Origin of the sequence: Streptomyces sp. BHT-5-2 (assembly GCF_019774615.1) — a bacterium.
Classification (GTDB): Bacteria; Actinomycetota; Actinomycetes; order Streptomycetales; family Streptomycetaceae; genus Streptomyces.
Genome location: NZ_CP081496.1, coordinates 2,980,325 through 3,005,556, shown reverse-complemented (window position 1 = coordinate 3,005,556; position 25,232 = coordinate 2,980,325). Strand labels below are relative to the sequence as shown.

Here is a 25,232-nt window from a genome sequence, read left to right as displayed (position 1 = left end):
AATGCGACCCGGCCTCCCAGATCAATCTGGTATGCGCCGATGGGGTGACACCTCACTCCTCCTCAGGCGGAGTGACCGCTACCGCTCGTGCCGCCTCGGGACCCTGCTCCAGCAGCACAGCGAAGCCGTCATCGTCCAACACGGGGACCTTCAACTGCATGGCTTTGTCGTACTTCGAACCGGGGTTGTCGCCCACCACTACGAATCCGGTCTTCTTGGAAACGGATCCGGTCACCTTTGCACCGCGAGCCTGCAGCGCCTCTTTCGCGCCATCTCTGGTGTGTGACTGAAGTGTGCCCGTTACCACGACGGTGACGCCTTCCAGCGGGCGCGGGCCCTCCTCGCCCGTCTGCTCCTCCTCCATCCGGACGCCGGCGGCCCGCCAGCGCTCCAGGATCTCCTGGTGCCAGTCCACCGCGAACCACTGCTTAAGGGAGGCGGCGATGGTGGCGCCGACGCCGTCCACGGCCGCCAGTTCCTCCTCGCTCGCCTCGCGGATCCGGTCGACGGAGCGGAACTCGCGGGCCAGTGCCTGCGCCGCCACCGGTCCCACGTGGCGGATCGACAGACCGGTGAGGATCCGGGCCAGCGGGCGCTCCTTGGCGGCCCGGATGTTCTCCAGCATGGCGAGGGTGTTCTTCTTCGGCTCGCCCTTCTGGTTGGCGAAGAAGGTGACGACCTTCTCCTCGCCGGTCTTCGGGTCGCGCTTGGGCAGGCCCGAATCCGGGTCCAGGACATGGGACTTGATGGGCAGCAGCTGCTCGATCGAGAGGTCGAAGAGGCCGCCCTCGTCCTTCAGCGGCGGCTCGGCGGGCTCCAGCGGCCGGCTGAGCGCGGTGGCCGCGACATAGCCGAAGTTCTCGATGTCCAGGCACTTGCGGCCGGCGAGGTAGAACAGCCGCTCGCGGATCTGGGCGGGGCAGGAGCGGGCGTTGGGGCACCGCAGGTCGATGTCGCCCTCCTTGGCGGGCTGCAGCGCCGCGCCGCACTCGGGGCACTCGGCCGGCATCACGAACTCCCGCTCGGTGCCGTCCCGCAGGTCGACGACCGGGCCGAGGATCTCCGGGATGACGTCGCCCGCCTTGCGGATGACGACGGTGTCGCCGATGAGGACGCCCTTGGCCTTGACCACGTCCTGGTTGTGCAGGGTGGCGAACTCCACCTCGGAGCCGGCGACGGTGACCGGCTCGACGACCGCGTACGGAGTGACCCGGCCGGTGCGGCCGACGCCGACGCGGATGTCGACCAGCTTGGTGTTGACCTCCTCCGGCGGGTACTTCCAGGCGATCGCCCAGCGCGGCGCCCGCGAGGTGGCGCCCAGCCGGCCCTGGAGCCGGATCTCGTCGAGCTTGACCACGACACCGTCGATCTCGTGCTCCACGGCGGTGCGGCGGGTCTCCGGGTCGCCGTAGTGGCCGATGAACTCCCGTACGGCGGCGAGGGAGTCGACGACGCGGTTGTGCGTGGCGGTGGGCAGGCCCCACTTCCTCAGGAGGTCGTACGCCTCGGAGAGGCGGTCGATCTCCAGGCCGTCGCGGGCGCCGAGGCCGTGCACCACCATGTGCAGCGGGCGGGTGGCGGTGACCTTGGGGTCCTTCTGGCGCAGCGAACCGGCCGCGGCGTTGCGGGGGTTGGCGAACGGCGGCTTGCCGTCGGCCACCAGGCGCTCGTTGAGCTCCAGGAACCGCTCCATCGGGAAGTAGACCTCGCCGCGGATCTCGACCAGGTCGGGGACCCGGTCGCCGCGGAGGCGGTGCGGGATCTCGCCGATGGTGCGGACGTTGGGCGTGATGTCCTCGCCGGTGCGGCCGTCGCCGCGGGTGGCGGCGCGGGTGAGGCGGCCGTGCTCGTAGGTGAGGTTGACCGCGAGGCCGTCGACCTTGAGCTCGCACAGGAAGTGGTAGCCGGCGCTCTTCGGGTCGCCGCCCAGTTCGGTGGCGAGCCGCTCGGCCCAGGCCGACAGTTCCTCGTCGTCGAAGGCGTTGTCCAGCGAGAGCATCCGCTCGCGGTGGGCGACCTCGGTGAACTCCGTGGCGTACGACCCGGCGACCTTCTGGGTCGGGGAGTCGGGCGTGCGCAGCTCGGGGTGCGTCTCCTCCAGTGCCTCCAGGGAGCGCAGCAGCCGGTCGAACTCCGCGTCGCTGACGACCGGGGCGTCCTTGACGTAGTAGCGGAAGCGGTGCTCCTCGATCTGCTCAGCGAGCTGCGCGTGCTTCTCCCGTGCCGCGGCGGGCACCTCGGATGCCGCCGCGTGCTGTTCGCCAGCCACCGTCTTGTCCTCCCGTGTCCTTGAGGGCGGTCACTCAGGGTTGTCCGCGAGCGACCTGGCCGCCCGGACGCAGTGGGCGAGCACCGCGCGGGCGTAGGCGGGCGAGGCGCCCGCCAGACCACACGAGGGGGTGACCACCACGGACTCCGCGAGAAGCCCCGGTGCCAGCCCCAGCCTGCGCCACAGCGTCCGGACACCCATGACGCTACCGGCAGGGTCCGACAATCGACCGTCCACGCCCGGCACCACGCCCGCGAACAGCGCGGTGCCGGCCTCGACGGCCTCGCCGAGCACCTCGTCCTCACGCTCGGTGAGCAGTCCGAAATCGAACGAGACGCCGGCGGCGCCGGCCCGCCGCAGCAGCCCGAAGGGCACCTCGGGCGCGCAGGAGTGGACCACGACGGGCGCGCCGTCCGCGGCGCCGACGAGGTCGCGCAGTGCGCCCTCGACGACCGCGCGGTCCACGGCCCGGTGGGTGCGGTAGCCGCTCGCGGTCCTCACCCGCCCCCGGAGCACCGCGGTCAGCGAGGGCTCGTCGAGCTGGAGGACGACCTCGGCGCCCGGCACCCGCCGCCGGACGTCCGCGAGATGGGCGCGCAGCCCCTCCGCGAGGGATTCGGTGAGGTCCCGGCAGGCCCCGGGGTCGCCGAGCGCCGCCTCGCCGTTGCGCAGTTCCAGGGCGGCGGCCAGGGTCCACGGGCCGACCGCGGAGACCTTCAGCGGCCCGGCGTACCCCTGGGTGAACTCCTCCAGGGCGTCCAGGTCCTCGCCGAGCCAGGAGCGGGCCCGTCGGGTGTCGCGGCCGGGCCGGTCGCTGATCCGCCAACCGCTGGGCTCCACATGGGCGTAGAGCTCGACGAGCATGCCGAGGGTCCGCCCGATCATGTCGGCGCCGGGCCCCCGTGCCGGGAGCTCGGGCAGGTGGGGGAGGTCCTCCAACGAGCCGGTGACGGTCTTCGCCGCTTCGCGGGCGTCCCCGCCGGGCATCGAGCCGATGCCGGTCGCCGCGCCCGCTGCCCACTTGTGCCTGGTGTTCTCGCTCACCCGGGAAGGGTATGCGGCGCCGGGCCGCGGGTGCGGCGGGAGGGTACGGGGGCGCACCGGCCCGGCGCCCGGAGCGTCCGTCGCCCCGGTACGCACGTCGCCCCCGTGCGCTCGGCACGGGGGCGAGGGAGGCACGGGCGGGTCACCGGCCCGGGCGGACCACCACGTCCTTGAGTTCCGCGTCGCGCGGCAGGTCGATCGCGGTGAGGATGGCCGTCGCCACCGACTCCGGGTCGATCCACTTCGACGCGTCGTAGTCCTTGCCCTCCTGGCGGTGGGTGCTCTCCTGCATGGGCGTGGCGGTGCGGCCCGGGTAGACGGAGGTGACCCGGACGCCGTTGTCGTGCTCCTCGGCGCGCAGCGAGTCCGCCAGCGCCTTCAGTCCGTGCTTGCTCGCGGCGTAGCCGCCCCAGTTGGCGTGCGCGGTGAGCCCGGCACCGGAGTTGACGAAGACCACGTCGCCCTTGGCGACCCGGACCAGCGGCAGCAGCAGGCGGGTGATCTCGGCGGGCGCGACGAGGTTGACGGTCAGCTGCCGCTGCCACGCCTTGGCCGGCAGGTCGCCGACCGCGCCCAGTTCGATGACGCCCGCGATGTGCTGGAGCGAGTCCAGCCGCTCCGGCAGCCGCTGGTGGCCCAGTGCCCAGTCGAGCTTCTCCGGGGCGGAGAGGTCACCGACCAGGGTGTGCGCCCCGGGGAACCGCTCGGCCAGCTCCTTGGCCCGGCCGACGTCCCGGGCGAGCAGCCACAGTTCCTCCCCGCGCTCGGCGAGCCTGCGTGCGACCGCCGCTCCGATGCCCGACCCCGCGCCTGTGATCAAATGCGTACCCATGGGGCCGATCCTACGGCGTGCCCTCCGGCGGCGGGTCAGCCCCGGGTGCTCGCCCGCTGCTCCAGGTAGGCCAGCGCGGCCACCCCGTCCTCGGCGAAGAACACCAGCTCGGAGAGGGCGACGGGCAGGAAGCCCTCGGCCGCCATCCGCCGGAACTGGGTCTGCAGTCCGTCGTAGAAACCAGCGGTGTTGAGCAGGACCACCGGCTTGTCGTGCATCCCGTGCTTGCGCAGCTCCAGGATCTCGGTCGCCTCGTCCAGGGTGCCGGTGCCGCCGACCATGACGACGACGGCGTCGGCCCGCGCGAGCATCTCCGCCTTGCGCTCGGCGAGGTCCTTGGTGACGATCATCTCGTCCGCGCCGGCGCGCGCCTTGTCCGCCAGGAACTCCACGGAGACGCCGAGCAGTTTGCCGCCGGCCTCCTGGACGCCGTCCGCCATGACCTTCATCAGGCCGGTGTCCGAACCACCCCATACCAGGGCATGCCCGCTGGAACCGATCAGTTCGGCGAACTTGCGGGCGGGCACGACATAGCGGTCGTCGAGGTCGGCGGCGGAGCAGAAGACGCAGATGTTCATGCCGTTCACCCTACGGGGCACGGGCGGCGCCCCGTAGGGTGTACGGGCGGCGTCAGATCAGACCCTGGTCCAGCATCGCGTCGGCGACCCGCTCGAAGCCGGCGATGTTGGCGCCGGCGACGTAGTCACCGGGCAGCCCGAAGCGCTCGGCGGTCTCGAAGCAGGTGTCGTGGATCCCGCGCATGATGGCGGCGAGTTCGCCCTCCGCGCGCTCGAACGACCATGCCTCGCGGGCGGAGTTCTGCCGCATCTCCAGCGCGCTGGTCGCCACCCCGCCGGCGTTGGCCGCCTTGCCGGGGCCGAAGGCGACGCCGGCCCCCTTCAGGAGCGCCACCGCCTCCGGGGTGGTGGGCATGTTGGCGCCCTCGGAGACCGCCTTGACGCCGTTGCGGATCAGGACCCGGGCCGCGTCCGCGTCCAGCTCGTTCTGGGTGGCGGACGGCAGCGCCACGTCGCAGGCGACGTCCCAGACCCTGCCGCCGGGGACGTACTTCGCCGAGCCGCCGCGCCGCTCGGCGTAGTCGGCGACCCGGCCGCGCTCGACCTCCTTGATCTGCTTGAGCAGCGCCAGGTCGATGCCCTTCTCGTCGACGACGCAGCCGCCGGAGTCCGAGACGGTCACGACGTTGGCGCCGAGCGCCTGGGCCTTCTCGATGGTGTAGAGGGCGACGTTGCCGGAGCCGGAGACCACCACCTGCTGGCCGTCGAGCTCCTCGCCGCGCTGCTTGAGCATCTCCTGGGTGAAGAGCACGTTGCCGTAACCGGTGGCCTCCGTACGGGCCTTGGAGCCGCCCCAGGACAGGCCCTTGCCGGTGAGGACGCCGGCCTCCCAGCGGTTGGTGATCCGGCGGTACTGGCCGAAGAGGTAGCCGATCTCCCGGCCGCCGACGCCGATGTCGCCGGCCGGTACGTCGGTGTGCTCGCCGAGGTGGCGGTGCAGCTCGGTCATGAAGGACTGGCAGAAGCGCATCACCTCGGCGTCCGACCTGCCGTGCGGGTCGAAGTCGCTGCCGCCCTTGCCACCGCCGATGTTCAGGCCGGTCAGGGCGTTCTTGAAGATCTGCTCGAAGCCGAGGAACTTCACGATGCCGAGGTTGACGGACGCGTGGAAGCGCAGGCCGCCCTTGTACGGGCCGAGGGCGCTGTTGAACTCCACCCGGAAGCCGCGGTTGACCCGGATCGCGCCGGAGTCGTCCTGCCAGGGCACGCGGAACATGATCTGCCGCTCCGGCTCGACGATCCGCTCCAGGACCTTGGCCTCGGCGAACTCCGGCCGGGCGGTGAGCACCGGGGCGAGTGTCTCCAGGACCTCCAGGGCCGCCTGGTGGAACTCCGCCTCACCGGGATTCCGACGGACCAGCTCGGCATGCAGGGCGGTGGGACCGCCGCGCGTGGCACCAGTGTGAACAGTCGACATGACTTCCGTTCCCTTCGTGGCCGACGAAAGCCGCGTGCCGTCCGGATCGCCGTTGAACCGTCGACGCGGGGCTCTGTTGTCCCGTCGCATCGCCGACCTTATGCGCAACGGGCCCCGCCGATCGAGGGCGGGGGCCCGGCGCGCCCGATCCTGTACGCGATGTCCCCAACTCCCGCGCGGCTCCGTCTCAGACGGCGGCCGGCACGGCGGCAGCGTCGGCCGGCTCGTCGCCGGCCCCGTCGGACGCGTCCCGGCGCGCGTCCCGGATGTCGGCCTCGACCATCCGCCCCATGTACTCGGCGCTGCAGGCGCCGCCCGCCACCGAGGCCACCAGGATCGACACCAGCGTCAGCACCGTGCCCAGCCACACCATGACGTGCACCGGCAGGACGTAGGCGCCGACGGCCCTGACCACGCAGTCGGTCAGCAGCGCGCCGCCCCAGATCAGCGTGAACCGCCGCTCCAGCCGCCGGAACCGCGCGCTGTGCGCCCGCAGCCGGTCCCAGGCGGCGTTCCCCTCCGGGCCGCCCTTCGTCACCCAGGGCTTGAGGCCGGCGCTCATCAGCGGCCGTCCGGCGACCGCCGAGAGCAGCATCGCCAGACCGATGACGCTGCTGGTGGCACTGTCCTTGGCCATCATCAGCCGGGGATCACCGGTGAGAGTGCTGGTCGCCAGCCCCACCACGTTGACGACGAGCATCAGCAGCGCCAGGGCGTTGACGCGGCGCTCGCGGACCAGGCCCCAGACCGTGCGCAGCGCCGGCACCACGCTGCTCCAGGCCAGCGCGGCCACGTCGCTCATGCCGAAACCGCTGCCGAGGACGTAGTACGACGCCATCGGTATGCCGGCGTCGACGACCAGCGGCATCAGGGCCTTGCCGAGCTGGCTTCCGGCGGACTGCTGCTGGCTCTCCATGGTCTCCCCCGAGTCGGGCCGGTCCCGGCGCCTGCTGCGCCGTGGCGGACGACCCAAGCCTCGGGCACGGGGGCACCCGGCCGGCAGCCCCAACTGTCCCTACTTGACCGTGACATTTGTCCCGGGCGGCACCGGGGCTGGCCCGGGCGCCGGGACGGGACCGCCTGCGGGGCGGGGTGACGGTGGGTCAGCCGGCCTGCTGCTGCGGGGCCTCGGCGGCGGCCGACCGGCGCGTGGTGCCGGCGATCGTCGCCGAGCCGACGACCCGGGTCCCGTCGTAGAGGACGATCGCCTGGCCGGGGGCGACGCCGCGCACCGGCTCGGTGAAGTCGACCCGCAGCTCGGCGCCGTCCTCGGTGCCGCCGACCAGCTCGGCGGTCACCTCCGTCTCGCCGCCGTGCGCGCGCAGCTGCGCGGTGTACCGGGCCGGGCCGGACTCCGGCGGGCGGCCGCACCAGCGGGGGCGGATCGCGGTGAGCGCCGTCACGTCGAGGGAGCGGGCCGGGCCGACGGTGACGGTGTTGTCCACCGGGGAGATGTCGAGGACGTAGCGGGGCCGGCCGTCCGGGGCGGGGGTGCCGATGCGCAGGCCCTTGCGCTGGCCGATGGTGAAGCCGTAGGCGCCGTCGTGGGTGCCGAGCTTCGCACCGGACTCGTCGACGATGGCGCCCTCGGCGGTGCCCAGCCGCTTGGCGAGGAAGCCCTGGGTGTCGCCGTCGGCGATGAAGCAGATGTCGTGGCTGTCGGGCTTCTTGGCGACGAACAGGCCGCGGCGGGCGGCCTCCGCGCGGATCTCGGCCTTGGTGGTCGGGGTGTCGCCGAGCGGGAACATCGCGTGTGCCAGCTGGCGGTCGTCGAGCACGCCGAGGACGTAGGACTGGTCCTTGGCCATGTCGGTGGCGCGGTGCAGCTCACGGGCGCCGTCGTCGTTCACGATCACCTGGGCGTAGTGGCCGGTGCAGACCGCGTCGAAGCCGAGGGCGAGCGCCTTGTCCAGGAGGGCGGCGAACTTGATCTTCTCGTTGCAGCGCAGGCACGGGTTCGGGGTGCGGCCGGCCTCGTACTCGGCGATGAAGTCCTCGACGACGTCCTCGCGGAAACGCTCGGCGAGGTCCCAGACGTAGAAGGGGATGCCGATCACGTCGGCGGCGCGGCGGGCGTCGTGGGAGTCCTCGATGGTGCAGCAGCCGCGGGCCCCGGTGCGGAAGGACTTGGGGTTCTCGGACAGTGCGAGGTGGACACCTGTGACGTCGTGGCCCGCCTCGGCGGCGCGGGCCGCGGCGACGGCGGAGTCCACCCCGCCGGACATGGCGGCGAGGACGCGGAGGCGGCGGGGGGCGGCGGCATCAGTCATAACCCCTCCAGAGTAGACGGAACCGGAGAACGCCCGGAAAGCGTTGTGGAGGACGCCGTGGAGGAGGTGGCGGGCGTGGCGGAGACGACGGCGGCGGCGGACGGCGCGCGGGCGGCGTGGCGGCCCACGTACGGGGAGCAGGACGAGGGGCGGGACGAGGGCGGGACGGCAGCGCGCCGGGAGGCGCCCGGCTCCTCACGCGGCGCCCGGCGCCGGGACCGCTGTCTGACCCTGGTCCGCGCGGAACCGCGCCGCCCGGCGCCCCGGGCGTGACCCGTCGGCGGCGGCCAGGGCGCCGTCCCTTCTGCCACGGAGACCCGTCGGCAGCGCCCTAGCTCAGCCCCGCGCCCCGGGCGCGCTCGACGACCGGGCCGATGACCTCGGCCAGAGCCGCCACGTCCTGGGCGGTGGAGGTGTGGCCGAGCGAGAAGCGCAGGGTGCCGCGGGCGAGGTCCTGGGACATGCCGGTGGCCAGCAGGACGTGGCTGGGCTGGGCGATGCCGGCGGTGCAGGCGGAGCCGGTGGAGCAGGCGATGCCCTGGGCGTCCAGCAGGAGCAGCAGGGAGTCGCCCTCGCAGCCGGGGAAGGTGAAGTGGGCGTTGGCCGGGAGCCGGCCGGCCGGGTCCGGGTCGCCGCCCAGGATGGCGTCGGGGGCGGCCGCCCTCACCGCCTTGATCAGGTCGTCGCGGAGCGCGCCGATCTCGCGGGCGAACTCCTCGCGGTGCGCCACGGCGTGCCGGCCGGCCGCCGCGAACGCGGCGATGGCGGGGGTGTCGAGGGTGCCGGAGCGGACCTGGCGCTCCTGGCCGCCGCCGTGCAGGACGGGCACGGGAGCGTGCTCGCGGCCCAGCAGCAGCGCACCGATGCCGTACGGGCCGCCGATCTTGTGGCCGGAGACGGTCATCGCGGCCAGCCCGGAGGCGGCGAAGTCGACGTCCAGCTGACCCACCGCCTGCACCGCGTCGGAGTGCAGCGGAATGCCGAACTCCGCTGCCACCTCGGCCAGTTCGCGGATCGGCTGGACGGTGCCGATCTCGTTGTTGGCCCACATGACGGTGGCCAGGGCGACATCGGCGGGGTTGCGGGCGATCGCCTCGCGCAGCGTGTCGGCGTGCACCCGGCCGTGGCCGTCGACGGGCAGCCAGTCGACGGTGGCGCCCTCCTGCTCGGCGAGCCACTCGACGGCGTCCAGGACGGCGTGGTGCTCGACGGGGCTGACGAGGACCCGGGTGCGGGCCGGATCGGCCGCCCGGCGGGACCAGTACAGCCCCTTCACCGCGAGGTTGTCGGCCTCCGTGCCGCCCGCCGTGAAGACGATTTCGCTGGGCCGCGCCCCCAGGGAGGCGGCGAGCGACTCCCGCGCCTCCTCGACGGTGCGCCGGGCCCGGCGGCCGGCGGCGTGCAGGGAGGACGCGTTGCCGGTGACGGTCAGCTGGGCGGTCATCGCCTGCACCGCCTCCGGGAGCATCGGAGTGGTGGCGGCGTGGTCGAGGTAAACCATGGTGCGCTGATTCTACGAGCCACTCCGGGGCGCGTGCCCCGCGCGGGGGCGCACTTGCCGGGGCGCACGCTCTGGCGAGAGGAATCGACAGAACCGCACACTTCTGTGCATGGCCGACACCTACGCGACGACAGAGGCGCGGGCCGACTTCGGCTCGCTCGTCCGCCGGACCGCGCTCGCCCGCGAGCGCATCACCATCACCGATCGCGGCCAGCCCGCCGCAGTGTTGATGAACCCCCAGGAGCCGGCGGACCTCGAAGACGCTCTCGCACTCTCCGAGTACCTCGCCCGGGAGGCCGCCGGCACCGCCCGCACCGTGCCGCATCACCAAGCGCGCCCGCCTCGGCCTGGGGCACGAGTGAGCTACGAGATCAACTGATCAACGACTCCACCGTCACGATCACCGTCGTCCACGTCGACCGCACGAGCCGACCTCCCACGAGGCGGCCGGGCGCTACGGGAGGCCACCGTGCCGGTGCAGGAGGACGCACCGGGCGAACCGGCCGTGGTGCTGCGGGAGTTCGCGCGGCGGGCGCGACCGGATCCGCGGGCCCGGCCGGAGATCTCCCGGGCGCCTTCGGACAGCGGCCGGCAGGCGGCGGCGTCGCGGCGGGCCCTACGGTGCCAGGACCGTGCGGGCCAGTTGGCGGGACTGGGCCACGAGGCGGTCGGCGGAGTCCCAGACCTCGGCGTCCTCCTCCAGGAAGCCGCCGGCCAGATTGCGGGTGGTGATGGCCACCCGGAGCGGGCCGGGGGCCGGGCGGTGCCGGACGTGGCAGGTCAGCTCGACGGTGGGGACCCAGCCGCGCAGGCCCATTTCGAAGGCGGTGGGCGGCAGCGCGTCGACCGTCAGGAGGAGGGAGAGCGGGTCGGGGTCGCGGCCGTCGGCCAGGCCGAACCAGCCGCGCATCTCGCCGTTGCCGGACGGGGCGCCCACCGCCCAGCCGACCGTCGCCGGGTCGAGCCGGAGGTCCAGGCGCCCGGCGATCGCGGTGCTGCCGGGGATGGCCGGCCGGTCGCCGGGGGCGCTGTCCGGGCCCGGGCAGTGCTCGTAGGGCGGAATGGCCGGGGGCTTGGCGGTGGTGCGGACGTCGTCGGGGAGGGCGGCGAGGTCGCCGTAGGTGGCCAGCACCCGGATCCGCTCGACCTCGGTGCCGTCGTCGGCGAACTGGACCAGGCGGGCGGTGCCGGTCGAGAGGGTGCGGCCGGTGCGCACCGCCTCGGTGCGGACGACGGCGGGGCCGGGCGCGGAGGCCGTCAGGTAGTGCGCGGTGACGGTGAGCGGGTCCGAGTGCGGCAGGGCGTCGCCGAGGGCGCGGCCGACCAGGGCGAGGAGGTAGCCGCCGTTGACGGCGTTAATGATCGTCCAGCCCGCGGAGAGGTGGGCGTCGTAGACGCCCGGGGCGCGCCGGGTGACCGCGGTGTCGCGGTCGAACTCGCTGTTTCCTACGGTCGCCGTTGCCATGGCGGCACGCTACACGGCTTTATTACCGACCGGTAGTGTCGGTTTCAAGGAACGGACGGACGCATGCGGGGAGCTCGGCCGGAGGGCCCGGTTCCGCGGCTGTCATCATGACCGCATGCTTCATGTGCTCTACCTGGTCGGGGTCGCGGCCTTCGCCGCGAGCGGCGTGCTGGCGGCCTACCGCGCCAACATGGATCCGTTCGGCGGTCTGGTGCTCGCGTTCGCCGCGTCCATCTCCGGCGGCACGCTGCGCGATCTGATCCTGGACCGGCGGCCGCTGTACTGGACGCACGACTGGGTGCTGCTGACGGTGATCATCTGCGTCGGCGTGGGCACCATCCTCTATCTGCGCTTCTGGTTGCTGCCGCGGAAGTCGCTGCTGGTGGCGGACGCCGTCGGGCTGTCCGTGGTCACGGTGATCGGGGCCCGGGCGGCGATCTCGGCGGGCGCCACCCCGCTGGCGGTGATCATCCTGGCGGTGCTGACGGGCGTGGCCGGCGAGGTCCTGCGCGACGTGCTGTGCGGGGAGTTCCCGCCGCTGCTGCTGCGCGAGGACGTCTACGCCATCGCGGCGCTGGCCGGGGCCTGCTGCTACCTGCTGATGGACCGCCTCGGGGCCGGGGCCAACCCCGCCGCAGTGGTCTCGGCGGGGTTGGTGTTCGCACTCCGGATGGGCGCGCTCTACCTGGGGCTGCACCTGCCGCGGCCGCAGCAGCTGCGCGACCGGCGCCGGAAGGGCGCCGACGCCGGCCAGGGCTAGCGCCGGCCCGGCGTCCGGCCGGTCACTTGCCCGGCAGTGCGGGCCGGCTCGGGGTGTCCAGCCAGGTGTGGAAGAGGTCGCCCAGCCGCTTGCCGGAGACCTTCTCGGCGAGCGCGATGAACTGGGCGGTGTCCGCGTTGCCGTAGCGGTGCTGCGCGGTCCAGGTGGGCAGCAGCTGGAAGAACGCCTTGTCGCCGATGCGTTCGCGCAGCGCCTGGAGGGTCATCGCGCCGCGCTCGTAGACCGCGCCGGAGAACATGGTGTCCCGCTTCGGGTCGGAGACCTTGATCTTCCAGAAGGCGTCGTCGGCCGGTATGCCCTGGTACGCCTTGCGGAAGGCGTCGTGGGCGGTGGCGGTGCCCTTGTGCTCGGCCCACAGCCACTGGGCGTAGGTGGCGAAGCCCTCGTTGAGCCAGATGTCCTTCCACTGCCGGACCGAGACCGAGTCGCCGAACCACTGGTGGGCCAGCTCGTGGACGATGGTGGTCTCGTTGCGGACCGCGGAGTAGGCCGGCTTGGACTGCACCTCCAGGGAGAAGCCGGCCTCCGGCATGTCGTCGACGATCGCGCCGGTCTCCTCGAACGGGTAGGGACCGAAGACCTTCGACCAGTAGTCGGTGGCCGCCGCGGTGACGCCGTAGACGTCGACCTTGCCGGTGGGCAGGGTCGGGTCGGTGGCGACGTAGATCGGGGTGCCGCCGGGGGTGGTGCCGGTGCGCACGTCGAACTTCCCGATGGTGGCGGTCGCCAGGTACGGCGCCATCGGGCGGTTCTCGCGCCAGTGGAACCACGCCCGGCCGCCGTGCTCGCCGGTGCCGACCAGCCGCCCGTTGGAGACCCCGGTCAGACCCTTGGGGGCGTCGATGCGGATGTCGTAGGTGGCCTTCTCGTCCGGGTGGTCGCTGGAGGGGAACCACGTCGAGGCGGCGTTGGGCTCGCAGGCGACGAACACCCCGTCCTTGGTCTTCATCCAGCCGTACTTCGAACCGAAGACGATCGGGCCGCTGAGCGGCTGGGGGACGCCGTGATAGACGACGGTGACCGTGAAGCGCTCGCCGCGGGCGAGCGAACGGCCCGGGCGGACGACGAGTTCGTCGCCCGTTCTGGAGAAGCCGGCGCGGTGGCCGTCGACCAGGACTTGGTCCACGGTCAGCTTCTGGAGGTCCAGGTCGAAGGCGGAGAGGTCCTGGGTGGCCCGGGCGGTCACGGTCGTCCGGCCGTCGAGCCGGCCGGAGTCGGGGTGGTAGCTGACGCCGAGGTCGTAGTGGAGGGGCCGGTAGCCGCCGTTGCCCAGTCGGGGGAAGTAGGGGTCACCGATGCCGGGGGCGCCCGGCCTGGCCGCGGGGGCCGCGGCGATGGTGGCGGCCGAGGCCACCGCGGTGGCCAGGGCGAGCCAGCGGGAGGAGCGAAGCGCAGAACGGGAGAGCGCCATGAGCCGTCCTTTCGGTTACGCGGATGCGAGGACAACATCCGCGCCGACTCTGCACTCTCCCGCCCCATTCCACCAGCGACTTTACCAAGTCGTCAGGTGTCACTGGCCAGTTGATGCCTGGCCTTCCGAACTCACGCCTGCCGAAGGGTCGTTGTCCGCCGCCGCCTCGGGGTGGTGGCAGGCCACCTGGTGCCCAGTCCGCAGCTGGACCAGCGGCGGTTCGGTGGTGGCGCACTCCTCGGTCGCCTTCCAGCAGCGGGTGCGGAACCGGCAGCCGGACGGCGGGTCGATCGGCGAGGGCACGTCGCCCTTGAGCAGGATCCGGTCACGCTGGGTGCGCCGCCGGGGGTCGGGCACTGGTACGGCCGAGAGCAGCGCCTTGGTGTACGGGTGCAGCGGCGCGGCGTACAGCGCGTCCCGGTCGGCCAGTTCGACGATCTTGCCGAGGTACATCACCGCGATCCGGTCCGAGACGTGCCGGATGACCGAGAGGTCGTGGGCGATGATGACGTAGGTCAGGCCCAGCTCCTCCTGGAGGTCGTCCATGAGGTTGACGACCTGGGCCTGGATGGAGACGTCCAGGGCGGAGACCGGCTCGTCGGCGACCACCAGCTTGGGCTTGAGGGCCAGCGCCCGGGCGATGCCGATGCGCTGGCGCTGGCCGCCGGAGAACTCGTGCGGATAGCGGTTGTAGTGCTCCGGACTCAGGCCCACCAGCTCCAGCAGCCGCTGCACCTCCTTCTTGACCCCGCCCTCGGGCTCGACGCCCTGGAGCCGGAAGGGGGTGGAGACGATCCCGCCGATGGTGTGCCGCGGGTTCAGCGAACCGTACGGGTCCTGGAAGATCATCTGGACGTCGCGGCGCAACGGGCGCAGCCGGCCGGGTGAGAGGTGGGTGATGTCCCGGCCCTCGAACTCGACGGTGCCGCCGGTCGGTTCGTCGAGCCGGGTGATCAGCCGGCCCATGGTCGACTTGCCGCAGCCGGACTCGCCGACGACGCCCAGCGTCTCGCCGGGGAAGACCTCGAAGTCGATCCCGTCGACCGCCTGGACGGCGCCGACCTTGCGCTTGAGCAGGCCCTTGGTGATCGGGAAGTGCCGGACCAGACCGCGGACCCGCAGCAGCGGTTCGCCGGCGGCCTCGGACTTCCCGGGCTTCACCGACTTCACCGGCTTCTCGGTCGCCGCGGCCGTCTCGGTCGGCTCAGCCGTCCCGCTCAGCTCGTCCGGCTCGCTCGGCTCGTTCGTCTCGTTCGTCTCGTTCGTCTCGTTCGTCTCGGTCACAGCTTCGGCGCAATCTCTTCGGTCCAGATACGCTCCCGCTCCTCCCGCGGCAGATGGCAGGCCGAGAAGTGCCGGCCGTCGACCTGCTGCAGTTCGGGGCGCACCGTGCGGGTGACGTCGTCCTCAGGGACGTCCGCGTACGGGCAACGGGGGTTGAAGGCACAGCCGGACGGCACGTTGATCAGGCTGGGCGGCGAGCCCTTCACCGGGATCAGCCGGTCGGTCTGGTCGCGGTCGATCCGCGGCATCGAGCCGAGCAGGCCCCACGTGTAGGGGTGCTGCGGGGTGGCGAACACCTGGTCCGAGGGGCCCCGTTCGACGCACCGTCCGCCGTACATCACCAGCAGGTCGTCGGCGAGTTCGGCGACCACGCCCAGATCGTGGGTGATGATGATGACCGCCGAGCCGAACTCCTTCTGCAGATCGCGGATCAGGTCCAGGATCTGCGCCTGGACGGTGACGTCCAGCGCGGTGGTCGGCTCGTCGGCGATCAGCAGCTCGGGGTTGTTGACCAGCGCCATCGCGATCATGGCGCGCTGCCGCATCCCGCCGGAGAACTGGTGCGGATGGTCGTCCACCCGCTTGTCGGGCTGCGGGATGCCGACCCGGTCCAGCATCTCGACGGCCCGCCTGCGCGCGGTCTTCCGGTCGACGTCGTGGTGGACGCGGTACGCCTCCACGATCTGGTTGCCGACGGTGTAGTAGGGGTGCAGCGCGGAGAGCGGGTCCTGGAAGATCATCGCCATCCGGCGGCCGCGCAGCCGGCGCACCTCGTCGGGGTCGGCGGCGACCAGGTCCTGGCCGTCCAGCCGGATCTCGCCGGACATCCGCACCGTGTCGCGCTGCCGGCGGGAGGCCCGGTGCAGGCCCATGATCGCCAGGGAGGTCACCGACTTGCCGGAGCCGGACTCGCCGACGATGCCGAGCGTCCGGCCCTTCTCCAGGCTGAAGGTCAGCCCGTCGACGGACTTCACCAGGCCGTCGTCGGTGGGGAAGTGCACCTTCAGGTCCCGCACCTCCAGGAAGGCGGAGGGGGCCTGGCCCGCCGTGGTCTTGTCCTCGGAAGAGTCGGTCACGTGAGCCTCACCCGCGGGTCGACGGCGGCGTACAGAACGTCCACCACCAGGTTGCACAGGACGATGAAGAACGCGGCGAGCAGGGTGACGCCGAGAATGTTCGGCAGGTCGTTGGCGTTGATGGAGTCGACCGCGAAGGCCCCGACTCCCTTGAGCGAGAAGACCTGTTCGGTGATGAGCGCGCCGCCCAGCAGCAGGCCCAGGTCCATGCCGAAGACGGTGATGATCGGGGTGAGCGCGGCCCGCAGGCCGTGCCGGACCACCACCCGGCGCTCCCGCAGGCCCTTGGCGCGGGCGGTGCGGATGTAGTCCTCGCTCAGCGTCTCCAGCATGCCCGCCCGGGTGAGCCGGGCGTAGAGCGCGGAGTAGAGGAAGGCCAGGGTCACCCAGGGCAGGACGAGGGTGCGCGCCCAGCCCAACGGGTCGTCCAGCAGGGGGATGTAGTCGCTGCGTTCGAAGAGGGGCCACTGGTAGGTGAACAGTGCCAGTGCCAGCGCGCCGGTGAAGAACATCGGGAGCGAGACGCCGGCCAGCGCCACGCCCATCGCCAGCCGGTCGAAGACCGACCCGGGGCGGAGCGCGGAGAGCACGCCGGTGGCGACGCCGGAGAGGAGCCAGAGCACCGCGGCGCCGGCGGCCAGCGACAGCGTCACCGGGAGCCGGGACTGGATCTCCGGCCAGACCTCCAGATGGGTCTTGAAGGAGTAACCGAAGCACGGCACATGGCACTTGGCCGCCTCGGGCCCGAACTTGTAGTCGACGCCGACGAAGATGCCCTTGAGGAAGTCCCAGTACTGCTCGTACACGGGCTTGTCCAGGCCGAGGTTCTGCTTCACCGCGGCGATGTCCGCGGGCGTGGGGGCCTTTCCGATGTACTGCTGGGCAAGCTGGTCGGTGGACTGCCCGGCCAGTTTCGGCAGCAGGAAGAAGATGCCGAAGGTGACCGCGCTGACGATCAGCAGCAGGATCACCGCGCTGATCAACCTGCGGATGATGTACGAGAACACGGGGATGCGGCGCCGGTGCCGCGGGCCGGGAGCGACCGGCCCGCGGGCACCAATGCCTTCACCTGCCTTCCAGGGCTGCTACTTCTTGACGCCGATGTTGAGGTAGTCGTACTCGCCGCTCCAGGCCGAGCTGGACACCATGTTGGTGGCCTTGGGCGAGCGGTAGAGCAGGACCTTGAAGTAGGTCAGCGGGACGATCGCCGCCTGCTCCATCGCCTTGCGGTCGATGTCCCCGTACGCCTTCTCGCGGGCCGCCTGGTCGGGGTTGGCGATGGCGGTGTCGAGGAGGTTGTTGATCTCGGGGTCGTCCAGCTGCGAGAGGTTGCTGTTGCCGGACTGGCTGATCGCCTTGCCGTGCAGGATCTGCTGGAGGTAGCCGTAGCCGGTCGGGAAGTCGGCGCCCCACTGCATCATCATCAGGCCGACGTTGTTGGACTTGTCGAACGCCGGCACGCCGGCGTAGTCCGAGAAGTACTTGCTGGTCGGGTACGACTGGATCTTGGCGTTGATGCCGATCTTCTTCAGTGAGCCGATCACCGAGGTGGCCGCGTCGATCTCGTCCTGGCGGTCGTTGCGGGCCAGGATCGTGGTGGTGACGTTGCCCGCGCCGCACTTCTTCCAGTGCGCCCTGGCCTCGGTCAGGTCCAGGTTGTCCCCGTCGTACTTCTGCGGGTACTGGTCGAACTTCTGGTAGCCGGCGAGGTCCGTCGGCAGGACCGTGGAGGCGATGTCACCGCGGATCGGGCCGCCCAGCGCGGTCTGCACGGCCTTCTTGTCGACGGCGTACTCGACGGCCTTGCGGCACTCGACGTTGTCGAACGGCGCGACCTTGGTGTTGATCGCGGTGTAGACCAGGCGCTGACCGAGCGCGTTGTCGGTGTTGGACTTCTCCTTGGGGTCGGTCAGCAGCTGGGCCTGGGTCTGGCCGTCCACGCCGCGCCCGGCCATGTCGACCAGGGTGTTGCCGGACTGGAGGTCCTTGTCGATGGTCGACTGGGCGACCTTGAGGTTGAGGACGATCTTGTCCGGCAGCTGCTTGCGCAGCGGGTCGTTCGCGGCGGACCACTGGGGGTTGCGGACCAGAGTGAGCTGCTTGCCCTCCTGGTAGCTCGCGAACTTGTACGAGCCCGTGGAGACCACCGACTTGGTGTAGTCCGCGCCCTTGTCCTTGGCCTGCGGGACCGGCGCGGTCTGCGGGGCGCTGACGAGGTAGTCGAACTCGGCGAACGCCTTCTTCAGGTGGAAGACGATCGTCTGGGCGTCGGGCGTCTCGATGGACTTGAGCCCTTCCTTGCTCTTGTCCTTGTACGGGCCCTTGTAGCCGCCGTCGTTGTCCACCAGGAACTGCTGGAAGTAGTTGGGGCCCAGCGAGAGGACGTCGCGGGCGAAGTTGCTGCGCTCCACCGCGTACTTGACGTCCTGGGAGGTCACCGGGGTGCCGTCCTCGAACTTCACGCCCTTGCGCAGCTTGTACGTCCAGGTCTTGCCGCCGTCGCTGGACTTGCCGAGCGACTCGGCGAGGTCCGGGGCCAGCTCGTTGCCCTTGGCGCCGGGGCCCGGCTTGAAGGTGGTGAGCGGACGGGCGTACAGGCGGCTGAAGTTGTAGACGAAGGCGTAGTAGGTGTTGCCCGGGTCGAACGACTCGGGGGCGTCGCTCATCGCGTAGGTGACGGTGCCCCCCTTGTCGTCCGAGGCGTTGACGACGCTCTTGGTGGCGGCGTTGGCTCCGGCCGAGCTGTCGGAGGAGCCCTTTCCGCCGCAGCCGGCCAGCAGGAGGCCCGCACTGGTGATGGCCGCGACAGTCGCGACCGGAAGTGACCTGCGCATGATGCTCGGTGTCCCCTTCGTTCGTCGAGAAACGTCAGTTCGAAACGGCAGGATGTGAGGTGTCCGGGGTCGGCGGCCGGTCAGCGGCTGCGCGGGTCCAGCGCGTCCCTCAGGCCGTCACCGAGCAGGTTGAACGCCAGCACGGTGACGAAGATCGCGAGGCCGGGGACGATCATGTACTGGGGGTCGACCTCGTAGTACTTGACCGCCTGGGTCAGCGTGCCGCCCCAGGACGACTGGGGTGGCTGGATGCCGACACCCAGGAAGCTCAGCGCCGCCTCGAAGAGGATGTTGGAGGGGATCAGCAGCGTCGAGTAGACGATGACGGGTCCCACGAGGTTGGGCAGGAGTTCCCGGAAGAGGATGAACGGCCCCCGGGCGCCCAGGCCGCGGGCGGCGGCGACGAACTCCCGCTCCCGCAGCGACAGGGTCTGGGCCCGCACGATCCGGCCCATGTAGGGCCAGTTGAAGAAACCGATCACGAAGATCAGCACCGAGATGTGCAGCGGCAGGCCGTCCAGGCCGAACGCGCCGCCCTGCAGCGACGCGGAGATCGCGATGGCGAACAGCAGCAGCGGGAACGCCAGGAAGACGTCCATCATGCGGCTGATGAAGGCGTCCACCCGGCCGCGGTAGAAGCCGGCGACCACGCCGAGGACGGTGCCGATGGCCACCGACAGCAGCGTCGCGCCGAAGGCCACCAGCAGCGACACCCACGAGCCCTCCAGGATGCGGGAGAGCAGGTCACGGCCGAACTTGGGGTCCACGCCCAGCAGGTGGTCGGCGCTCATCCCGCCGAAGTCCCCCTTGGGGAGCGTGGTGTTGGGGTCGATCAGGTCCTGGTGCGGCTGGTTCGGGTCCAGGCCGAACAGGTGCTGCAGCGGCCGGGAGAGCGCGGCTACCAGGATGAGGAGGATGACAACGACGGCACCCGCCATCGCGACCTTGTCGCGGCGGAACCGCAGCCATGCGATCCGGCCGAGCGAGCGCCCCTCGATCCGCTTGCTCTCCATGCCCTGCAGCACCGCCTCCGGCTGCGCCTCGGCAGCCGCCCCGGTGGTCTCGATCGGTGCGGTCACGGTGCCTCAGAACCCCTCCCGGCCGACGGAGCCCGGCCCTGTGCCCGGCCGCGGCGGCGGCCTGTCGCTACCTCACTGGTGTTCCCCTGCCGCCATCTGCTCCGGTTCGCACGGGAGTTGGCCCTGCGGAACGACTCAGGGATGCGCAGGACTCCGGTGGCGGATGACGCTCGTACAAAGGACCGAGGTCCTCGATGCCGGGAGTCTTCATCCGAGCCGCGATCACTCACCAGCCCTGACGAGGAAAGGATGCGCAACTGTGATGTGGCCCGCAGCCTTCCGTTATACGAACAACGGTGCGGACTGAGCGGTGCGCGAGGCGGGCGCCCGGGCCCTCAACTGCCGGGCGGACGGGGGGAATTCACCGCGAGGCGGACGGTGCGCGAGGCCCCCGCGGCCGGCTGCGGGGAAGGGTGCGGATCGACGGGATCGGTACGGATCGGCGGGATCCGGGGGGATTCGTGGGGACCCGTGGGGATCAGTAGGGGCGCGGGTGGCCGTAGCCGTAGGTGGGCCCGGGGGCGGGCGGCGGGGCGTAGCCGTCGCGGTCGAAGAAGGGGCGGGCGCAGGCCCGCATCCACATCCCGACCGGGTCGTACTCGTCGTTCATGGCGACCGTGGAGACCGGCAGGCCGTCCGGTACGGCACCCATCGACTGCTGGATCATCAGCCGGGCGGCGTCCACCGAGGGCTGCCCGGTGTCGTAGAGGTCCAGCCCGATCGCCAGATACGGGGCGCCGAGGGCGGGTTGGACCCAGGCCCGGCGCAACGACCGCACCGGGGGCGTGTGGTGGGCGTTCTGTGCGAGCAGGGCGTAGAACTGCGGGATGTCGACGACCGGTTCGGAGATCCGCAGCGGCCCGGCGGGCAGCCGGTCCAGGCCGGCGGCGATCCGGCGCAGGTCGAGCCAGGGGATGCCGATGCCGCCGCCGGGTGCGTGCGGGTTCAGCCACAGGCCCCAGCGGTCGGGGAAGAGGGAGGCGGCGATCTCGGGGCCGCCGACGAGTTCGTGGTCGCGGGTCCAGCCGGAGGCGGCGAGTTCGGCGGCGGAGGTCACACAGGGGGCGTAGCCCAGCCCGTCGACCTCCATGTTGCCGTACTGGGCGTCGGGCTGGCCGGCCCGGCCGTGCCACAGGAGCATCCAGACCTGCCCGTGCGCGAGGGCCTGAAGCAGCGCCTCGTAGGCGTCGTAGCGCCCGGGCGTGACCTGCCGGAGCATCTGCTCGACGTGGTCGGCCGCCGCCGCTCCCTGATGGGCACCCGCGCTCACGTGGTCCGTCCCTTCTCCCGGCAGGGCCTGCGCCCGCCCGTCGCTGCACCAGCTTAGGGCGTGTCCGATGGGTCAGGGTCGGGGTCGCGGCGCCTGGCACGGCACTCCCCCAGCCAACGCCGGGAGGGGCCCCGCGCCGCGACCTGTCCGGCCCTGCCTCATCGGACACGCCCTACGAGTGGTCGCGGGTATAGAAAGGCCGCACGCGCTCCAGCATCCAGTCGGCGACCGGGTCGCCCTGGGCGACGTCGAGCAGCACGAGCTGGACGGACCAGGGCACCGGCACCCGGCCCAGCGCCCGGCCCAGCGCCGCGAGCACCTCGTCGCGGGCACTGCCGTCGTAGAGCCGCTCCGGGACGACGTCCAGCTGCACGCCCACGAAGAGTGCCGGCGTGTCGCCCTCGACGCTGGCCAGCGCGCGCCGGGCGGCGAGCACCGAGCCGGCGGCGGAGAACTCCAGGCCGGCGGCGGCCAGGAAGTCCACCGGCTCGTCCTGCCAGTCCGGTTCGAAGAGCCGCACCCTGGCGCCGGCGGCCTGCGGGCCGTCCAGTTCCGTCCGTCCGCTGCGGCACAGTTCGGCCACCGCGGGCGGCGGCAGCGGGACGCCGACGGTGCCGTCCGGATTGACCGCGATGCCCAGCATCGGCGGCAGCCCGCGGGCGAACTCCACGGCGGGCGCGACGGTGTACGACAGGTGGGTGCCGACGACCTTCAGGAACTCCTGCTCGGAGCTGAAGACGGGGACGTAGGCGGCGCCGCCGATCTCGACGGTGGGCAGGTCCAGGCCGGCCGCCCCGGGGCCGGCGCTGTCCGGGCCGCCGCCCTCGGGCAGCGGCACCCACACCGGGCTGCGGCCCAGCACCTCGACGATCCGGCCGCCGGCCCCGGGGTGCCCGACCGACGCGGCCAGCACCTGCTCCAGCTCGTTGGCCGGCCAGGCCGGCTGCGGTATCCCCGCGTCCGGCATCCGCCCCGGCACCGCACCGCCGTGCTGCGGGTAATCGTCCGGATAGTTCATCTCACCCACCCATTACTGGCCGCGCTGCCCGGCCCCTGAACCTGGCGGGCGGGCCCGCGGGCCGCCCCGTGGATCAGACCCTAAGGGTCTGTCCGGTGGACCAGACGCCGCGACCCATCCGACCCCGATCCACCGGACAGACCCTAACCGGCGGACCGCCGGGCGCCGAAGCCGGCGGTCTCACCCGAAGGAGACCCGCTCCAGGGCCCCGGCGGCGGGCCGGTCCAGCAGCACCGCGGAGGCGAAGCCCGCGGGGAGCCGGGAGCGCTCGGCCTGTGCGAGGAGCCGGCGCACCGCCCGGCGGTGCCGGACGAAGGCGTACCTCGACACCCCGCGGCCGCGGGCCCGTTGGCCGGTCAGCGCCGCCTCCGGCGGCACGTCGAGAAGCACCAGGTGCACCGCCCGGCCGTCGCGCCGGGCCGCCCGGGAGAGCCAGCGGCGCACCCACGCCAGCGTCCCGCAGTCGTGCACCACCACGCTGCCGCCGGCGCGGAGCGCCCGGCGCAGCGCACCGTAGTGCGCGAGCCGGACCAGCGGGCGGTAGAGCGCGTACGGGAGGCGGCGGAGCCGGCCGCGCTCCCAACGCTCGCGGGTGTCCTGGGAGTCGAGGCGGTGCACCGGGGCGCCGCGGCCGTCGCACTCCGGCAGCACCCGCCGCATCAGGGTGCTCTTGCCGCTGCCCGGCAGCCCGGAGACCACGACGAGGTCGCCGGGCGGGAAACGGAGGGCGGTGCGCGGGGTGCGGGAGGTGCGGGCGCCGGCGCGGAGCCGGAGGTCGGTGGTGCGGGGCCGGGCGGGCCGGGCCGCTGGGCGCGTCCGGCGGGCCGCCTCCGGTACGGGCCCCGGCGGTGCCGCCCCCGCCCCCGTCGCGTACGCCGCTTCACTGTGCACGTGATCGCCCCTCCCCCTCGGATCGGGCCGGGTTCGGGAACCCGCCTGCCCGCAGAGTGTCAAGAAAGGGTAATAAGCAGCAAGTGACGGCCGGGCGCACCACCGGATCCGTCAGAAGCACCCTAGGTGCGGCGGGCGGCCGGATGCCGAGCGGCGGCCGGGGCTCCTGTATCCGGCGATCCCGTGTAATGATGTGGCCGCCACGGGCACACCACTGGTCACTCGTGCGCAGCCAGCCAACTCCATACCGGCCGCTTGAACCCGCGCGGGAGAGTCCCCGGCCGCCACGGCGGGGCGCCGAAGGAGCAAGTCCTCCCTTGAATCTCTCAGGCCCCTATACCGCACGGGCGAGGCAGATCTGAAAAGCGAGCCCCCGCCCGGCCGACCGGGAACGGCTCCACCCAAGGTGCAAACCGGGCCCGTCCGCGGGCTCCCGGTGAACCTCTCAGGTTCCGATGACAGATGGGGAGACCGTCTTGTCACCCATGCCTGGGAGCCCGGAACGATGACACAAGCCCCCCGCCGCACCGCGCTGGACGCCACACACCGCGCGCTCGGCGCGACCATGACCGACTTCGCCGGCTGGGACATGCCGCTGCGCTACAGCAGCGAACGCGAGGAGCATGTCGCGGTGCGCACCCGCGCCGGCCTGTTCGACCTCTCCCACATGGGCGAGCTCACCGTCACCGGCCCGCAGGCCGGCGCCCTGCTCGACCACGCGCTGGTCGGCAACATCGGCGCCCTGAAGGTCGGCCGGGCCCGCTACACCATGATCTGCCGTGCGGACGGCGGCATCCTCGACGACCTGATCGTCTACCGGCTCGCGGACCAGGAGTTCATGGTCGTCGCCAACGCCTCCAACGCCCAGGTGGTGCTGGACGCGCTGGCCGGGCGGCAGGCCGGCTTCGACGCCGCGGTCCGCGACGACCGGGACGCCTACGCGCTGATCGCGGTGCAGGGCCCGGAGTCCCCCGGCATCCTCAAGAAGACGACCGACGCCGACCTGGACGGGCTGAAGTACTACGCCGGCCTGCCCGGCACGGTCGCCGGCGTCGAGGCGCTGATCGCCCGGACCGGCTACACCGGCGAGGACGGCTTCGAGCTGTTCGTCCGACCGGCCGACGCGGTCGCGCTGTGGGAGGCGCTGACCGAGGCGGGCCGGGACGTCGGCCTCGTCCCGTGCGGCCTGTCCTGCCGCGACACCCTGCGCCTGGAGGCGGGGATGCCGCTGTACGGACACGAACTGACCACCGCGCTCACGCCGTTCGACGCGGGCCTGGGCCGGGTCGTGAAGTTCGAGAAGGAGGGCGACTTCGTCGGCCGCGCGGCGCTGGAGGCGGCCGCCGGGCGCGCCGAGCAGGACCCGCCGCGCAAGCTGGTGGGCCTGCTCGCCGAGGGCCGGCGGGTGCCGCGCGCCGGCTACCCGGTCGTCGACGCCGACGGCACGGTGATCGGCGAGGTCACCTCGGGGGCGCCCTCCCCCACCCTCGGCAGGCCGATCGCCATGGCCTACGTCGACGCGGCGCACGCCGCACCGGGCACCGAGGGCGTCCGGGTGGACATCCGCGGCACCCACGAGCCGTACGAGGTCGTCGCGCTGCCCTTCTACAAGCGGCAGAAGTAGCGGCCGGCGCCGGGCCGTCCGCGGTGCCCGCCACGGGCCCGCACGGTCGCGTCCGGCGCCGCGTGTCTCACAGGGCGAGACAACCCTCGCGGACGCCGTCCGGGAGACGCCCCCCATTCACGATCACACCCCCGCGTACAGGAGAATCGAGCCATGGACAACCCCCAGCAGCTGCGCTACAGCAAGGAGCACGAGTGGCTGTCGGACGCCGAGGGCGGCGTCTCGACGGTCGGCATCACCGAGCACGCGGCCAACGCCCTCGGCGACGTCGTCTTCGTGCAGCTCCCCGAGGTCGGGGCCACCGTCACCGCGGGCGAGTCCTGCGGTGAGCTGGAGTCGACGAAGTCGGTCAGCGACCTCTACTCGCCCGTGAACGGCGAGGTCGTCGCGGTGAACGAGGAGGTCGGCAACGACCCCTCGCTGGTGAACTCCGCCCCGTTCGAGGGCGGTTGGCTGTTCAAGGTGAAGATCAGCGGTGAGCCGGAGGACCTGCTCACGGCCGACGAGTACACCGCCTTCGCCGCCGGCTGACGCCCCGAGCCGGCACCCGCCACCGCACGGGCGGGGCCGCGGCGCCCCGCCCGCTCC

The 25,232-nt window shown here is 72.2% G+C and carries 23 protein-coding genes and 1 riboswitch; of the genes, 5 read left to right on the top strand and 18 right to left on the bottom strand.

Annotated elements, in window-relative coordinates; translation table 11 throughout:
* Window positions 1-52: 52 nt before the first annotated feature.
* The 7 genes from ligA to mnmA all read right to left on the bottom strand — a co-directional run bounded on the left by ligA (window position 53) and on the right by mnmA (window position 8,410).
* Window positions 53-2,269, bottom strand: a complete 2,217-nt coding sequence (gene ligA, locus K2224_RS13375; protein WP_221906778.1) for an NAD-dependent DNA ligase LigA — start codon at window positions 2,267-2,269, stop codon at window positions 53-55.
* A 30-nt stretch (window positions 2,270-2,299) separates the two neighbouring features.
* Entirely contained in the window at window positions 2,300-3,313 is a 1,014-nt protein-coding gene (locus K2224_RS13370; RefSeq protein ID WP_221906777.1) for a methionine synthase, read from the bottom strand.
* Window positions 3,314-3,455: 142 nt separating this feature from the next.
* Entirely contained in the window at window positions 3,456-4,145 is a 690-nt protein-coding gene (locus K2224_RS13365; protein WP_221906776.1) for an SDR family oxidoreductase, read from the bottom strand.
* Window positions 4,146-4,180: 35 nt separating this feature from the next.
* On the bottom strand, window positions 4,181-4,723 hold the full coding sequence (locus tag K2224_RS13360) for a TIGR00730 family Rossman fold protein (RefSeq protein WP_221906775.1): 543 nt from the start codon (window positions 4,721-4,723) through the stop codon (window positions 4,181-4,183).
* A gap of 52 nt (window positions 4,724-4,775) precedes the next feature.
* On the bottom strand, window positions 4,776-6,140 hold the full coding sequence (gene gdhA / locus K2224_RS13355) for an NADP-specific glutamate dehydrogenase (RefSeq protein ID WP_221906774.1): 1,365 nt from the start codon (window positions 6,138-6,140) through the stop codon (window positions 4,776-4,778).
* A 187-nt stretch (window positions 6,141-6,327) separates the two neighbouring features.
* Window positions 6,328-7,056, bottom strand: a complete 729-nt coding sequence (locus K2224_RS13350) for a VC0807 family protein (RefSeq protein ID WP_221906773.1) — start codon at window positions 7,054-7,056, stop codon at window positions 6,328-6,330.
* 187 nt (window positions 7,057-7,243) lie between these two features.
* The gene (gene mnmA / locus K2224_RS13345; RefSeq protein ID WP_221906772.1) at window positions 7,244-8,410 is read right to left on the bottom strand and encodes a tRNA 2-thiouridine(34) synthase MnmA; all 1,167 of its coding nucleotides are present in this window, start codon (window positions 8,408-8,410) and stop codon (window positions 7,244-7,246) included.
* Window positions 8,411-8,455: 45 nt separating this feature from the next.
* Here mnmA and K2224_RS13340 point away from each other — a divergent pair, with 45 nt between their 5' ends.
* Window positions 8,456-8,683, top strand: coding sequence for a hypothetical protein (locus K2224_RS13340; protein WP_221906771.1), 228 nt, complete (start codon window positions 8,456-8,458; stop codon window positions 8,681-8,683).
* A gap of 58 nt (window positions 8,684-8,741) precedes the next feature.
* Here K2224_RS13340 and K2224_RS13335 read toward each other — a convergent pair whose 3' ends face one another.
* On the bottom strand, window positions 8,742-9,911 hold the full coding sequence (locus tag K2224_RS13335; RefSeq protein ID WP_221906770.1) for a cysteine desulfurase family protein: 1,170 nt from the start codon (window positions 9,909-9,911) through the stop codon (window positions 8,742-8,744).
* 109 nt (window positions 9,912-10,020) lie between these two features.
* Between K2224_RS13335 and K2224_RS13330 the strand changes: the two genes are divergently transcribed.
* Window positions 10,021-10,290 carry a type II toxin-antitoxin system Phd/YefM family antitoxin gene (locus K2224_RS13330; RefSeq protein ID WP_221906769.1) on the top strand — a complete coding sequence of 90 codons (270 nt, stop codon included), beginning with the start codon at window positions 10,021-10,023 and terminating at the stop codon, window positions 10,288-10,290.
* Window positions 10,291-10,527: 237 nt separating this feature from the next.
* Here the strand turns inward: K2224_RS13330 and K2224_RS13325 are convergent, their stop codons facing one another.
* Window positions 10,528-11,376, bottom strand: a complete 849-nt coding sequence (locus K2224_RS13325) for a thioesterase family protein (protein WP_221906768.1) — start codon at window positions 11,374-11,376, stop codon at window positions 10,528-10,530.
* Window positions 11,377-11,491: 115 nt separating this feature from the next.
* Here K2224_RS13325 and K2224_RS13320 point away from each other — a divergent pair, with 115 nt between their 5' ends.
* Window positions 11,492-12,136 (top strand): trimeric intracellular cation channel family protein, encoded by a 645-nt coding sequence (locus K2224_RS13320; protein WP_221906767.1) that lies wholly within the window; start codon window positions 11,492-11,494, stop codon window positions 12,134-12,136.
* Between the two features lie 22 nt (window positions 12,137-12,158).
* Here the strand turns inward: K2224_RS13320 and K2224_RS13315 are convergent, their stop codons facing one another.
* The 9 genes from K2224_RS13315 to K2224_RS13275 all read right to left on the bottom strand — a co-directional run bounded on the left by K2224_RS13315 (window position 12,159) and on the right by K2224_RS13275 (window position 23,020).
* Window positions 12,159-13,568, bottom strand: coding sequence for a M1 family metallopeptidase (locus tag K2224_RS13315; RefSeq protein ID WP_221906766.1), 1,410 nt, complete (start codon window positions 13,566-13,568; stop codon window positions 12,159-12,161).
* A gap of 99 nt (window positions 13,569-13,667) precedes the next feature.
* Window positions 13,668-14,738, bottom strand: a complete 1,071-nt coding sequence (locus K2224_RS13310) for an ABC transporter ATP-binding protein (protein WP_260693453.1) — start codon at window positions 14,736-14,738, stop codon at window positions 13,668-13,670.
* A 110-nt stretch (window positions 14,739-14,848) separates the two neighbouring features.
* On the bottom strand, window positions 14,849-15,928 hold the full coding sequence (locus tag K2224_RS13305) for an ABC transporter ATP-binding protein (RefSeq protein ID WP_221906764.1): 1,080 nt from the start codon (window positions 15,926-15,928) through the stop codon (window positions 14,849-14,851).
* Complete coding sequence (locus K2224_RS13300; RefSeq protein ID WP_221906763.1) at window positions 15,925-16,935, bottom strand: ABC transporter permease; 1,011 nt, start codon at window positions 16,933-16,935, stop codon at window positions 15,925-15,927. The genes K2224_RS13305 and K2224_RS13300 overlap by 4 nt, the downstream gene beginning before the upstream one ends.
* Before the next feature lie 78 nt (window positions 16,936-17,013).
* Complete coding sequence (locus K2224_RS13295; protein ID WP_221906762.1) at window positions 17,014-18,762, bottom strand: ABC transporter substrate-binding protein; 1,749 nt, start codon at window positions 18,760-18,762, stop codon at window positions 17,014-17,016.
* 80 nt (window positions 18,763-18,842) lie between these two features.
* Window positions 18,843-19,841: an ABC transporter permease gene (locus K2224_RS13290; RefSeq protein WP_221906761.1), complete on the bottom strand. Its 999-nt coding sequence runs from the start codon at window positions 19,839-19,841 to the stop codon at window positions 18,843-18,845.
* A gap of 478 nt (window positions 19,842-20,319) precedes the next feature.
* Entirely contained in the window at window positions 20,320-21,060 is a 741-nt protein-coding gene (locus tag K2224_RS13285; protein WP_221909674.1) for an enhanced serine sensitivity protein SseB C-terminal domain-containing protein, read from the bottom strand.
* A gap of 223 nt (window positions 21,061-21,283) precedes the next feature.
* Window positions 21,284-22,129 (bottom strand): enhanced serine sensitivity protein SseB, encoded by an 846-nt coding sequence (locus K2224_RS13280; RefSeq protein ID WP_398195143.1) that lies wholly within the window; start codon window positions 22,127-22,129, stop codon window positions 21,284-21,286.
* Window positions 22,130-22,309: 180 nt separating this feature from the next.
* A complete protein-coding gene (locus K2224_RS13275) occupies window positions 22,310-23,020 on the bottom strand; it encodes an AAA family ATPase (RefSeq protein ID WP_221906760.1) in 711 nt (236 codons plus the stop codon).
* Window positions 23,021-23,276: 256 nt separating this feature from the next.
* A riboswitch (glycine riboswitch) is annotated at window positions 23,277-23,372 on the top strand.
* A 153-nt stretch (window positions 23,373-23,525) separates the two neighbouring features.
* On the opposite strand from K2224_RS13275, the gene gcvT reads away from it, so the two are divergent.
* Window positions 23,526-24,644 carry a glycine cleavage system aminomethyltransferase GcvT gene (gene gcvT, locus K2224_RS13270; RefSeq protein ID WP_221906759.1) on the top strand — a complete coding sequence of 373 codons (1,119 nt, stop codon included), beginning with the start codon at window positions 23,526-23,528 and terminating at the stop codon, window positions 24,642-24,644.
* Window positions 24,645-24,797: 153 nt separating this feature from the next.
* Window positions 24,798-25,175 (top strand): glycine cleavage system protein GcvH, encoded by a 378-nt coding sequence (gene gcvH, locus K2224_RS13265; protein WP_221906758.1) that lies wholly within the window; start codon window positions 24,798-24,800, stop codon window positions 25,173-25,175.
* Window positions 25,176-25,232: the final 57 nt, after the last annotated feature.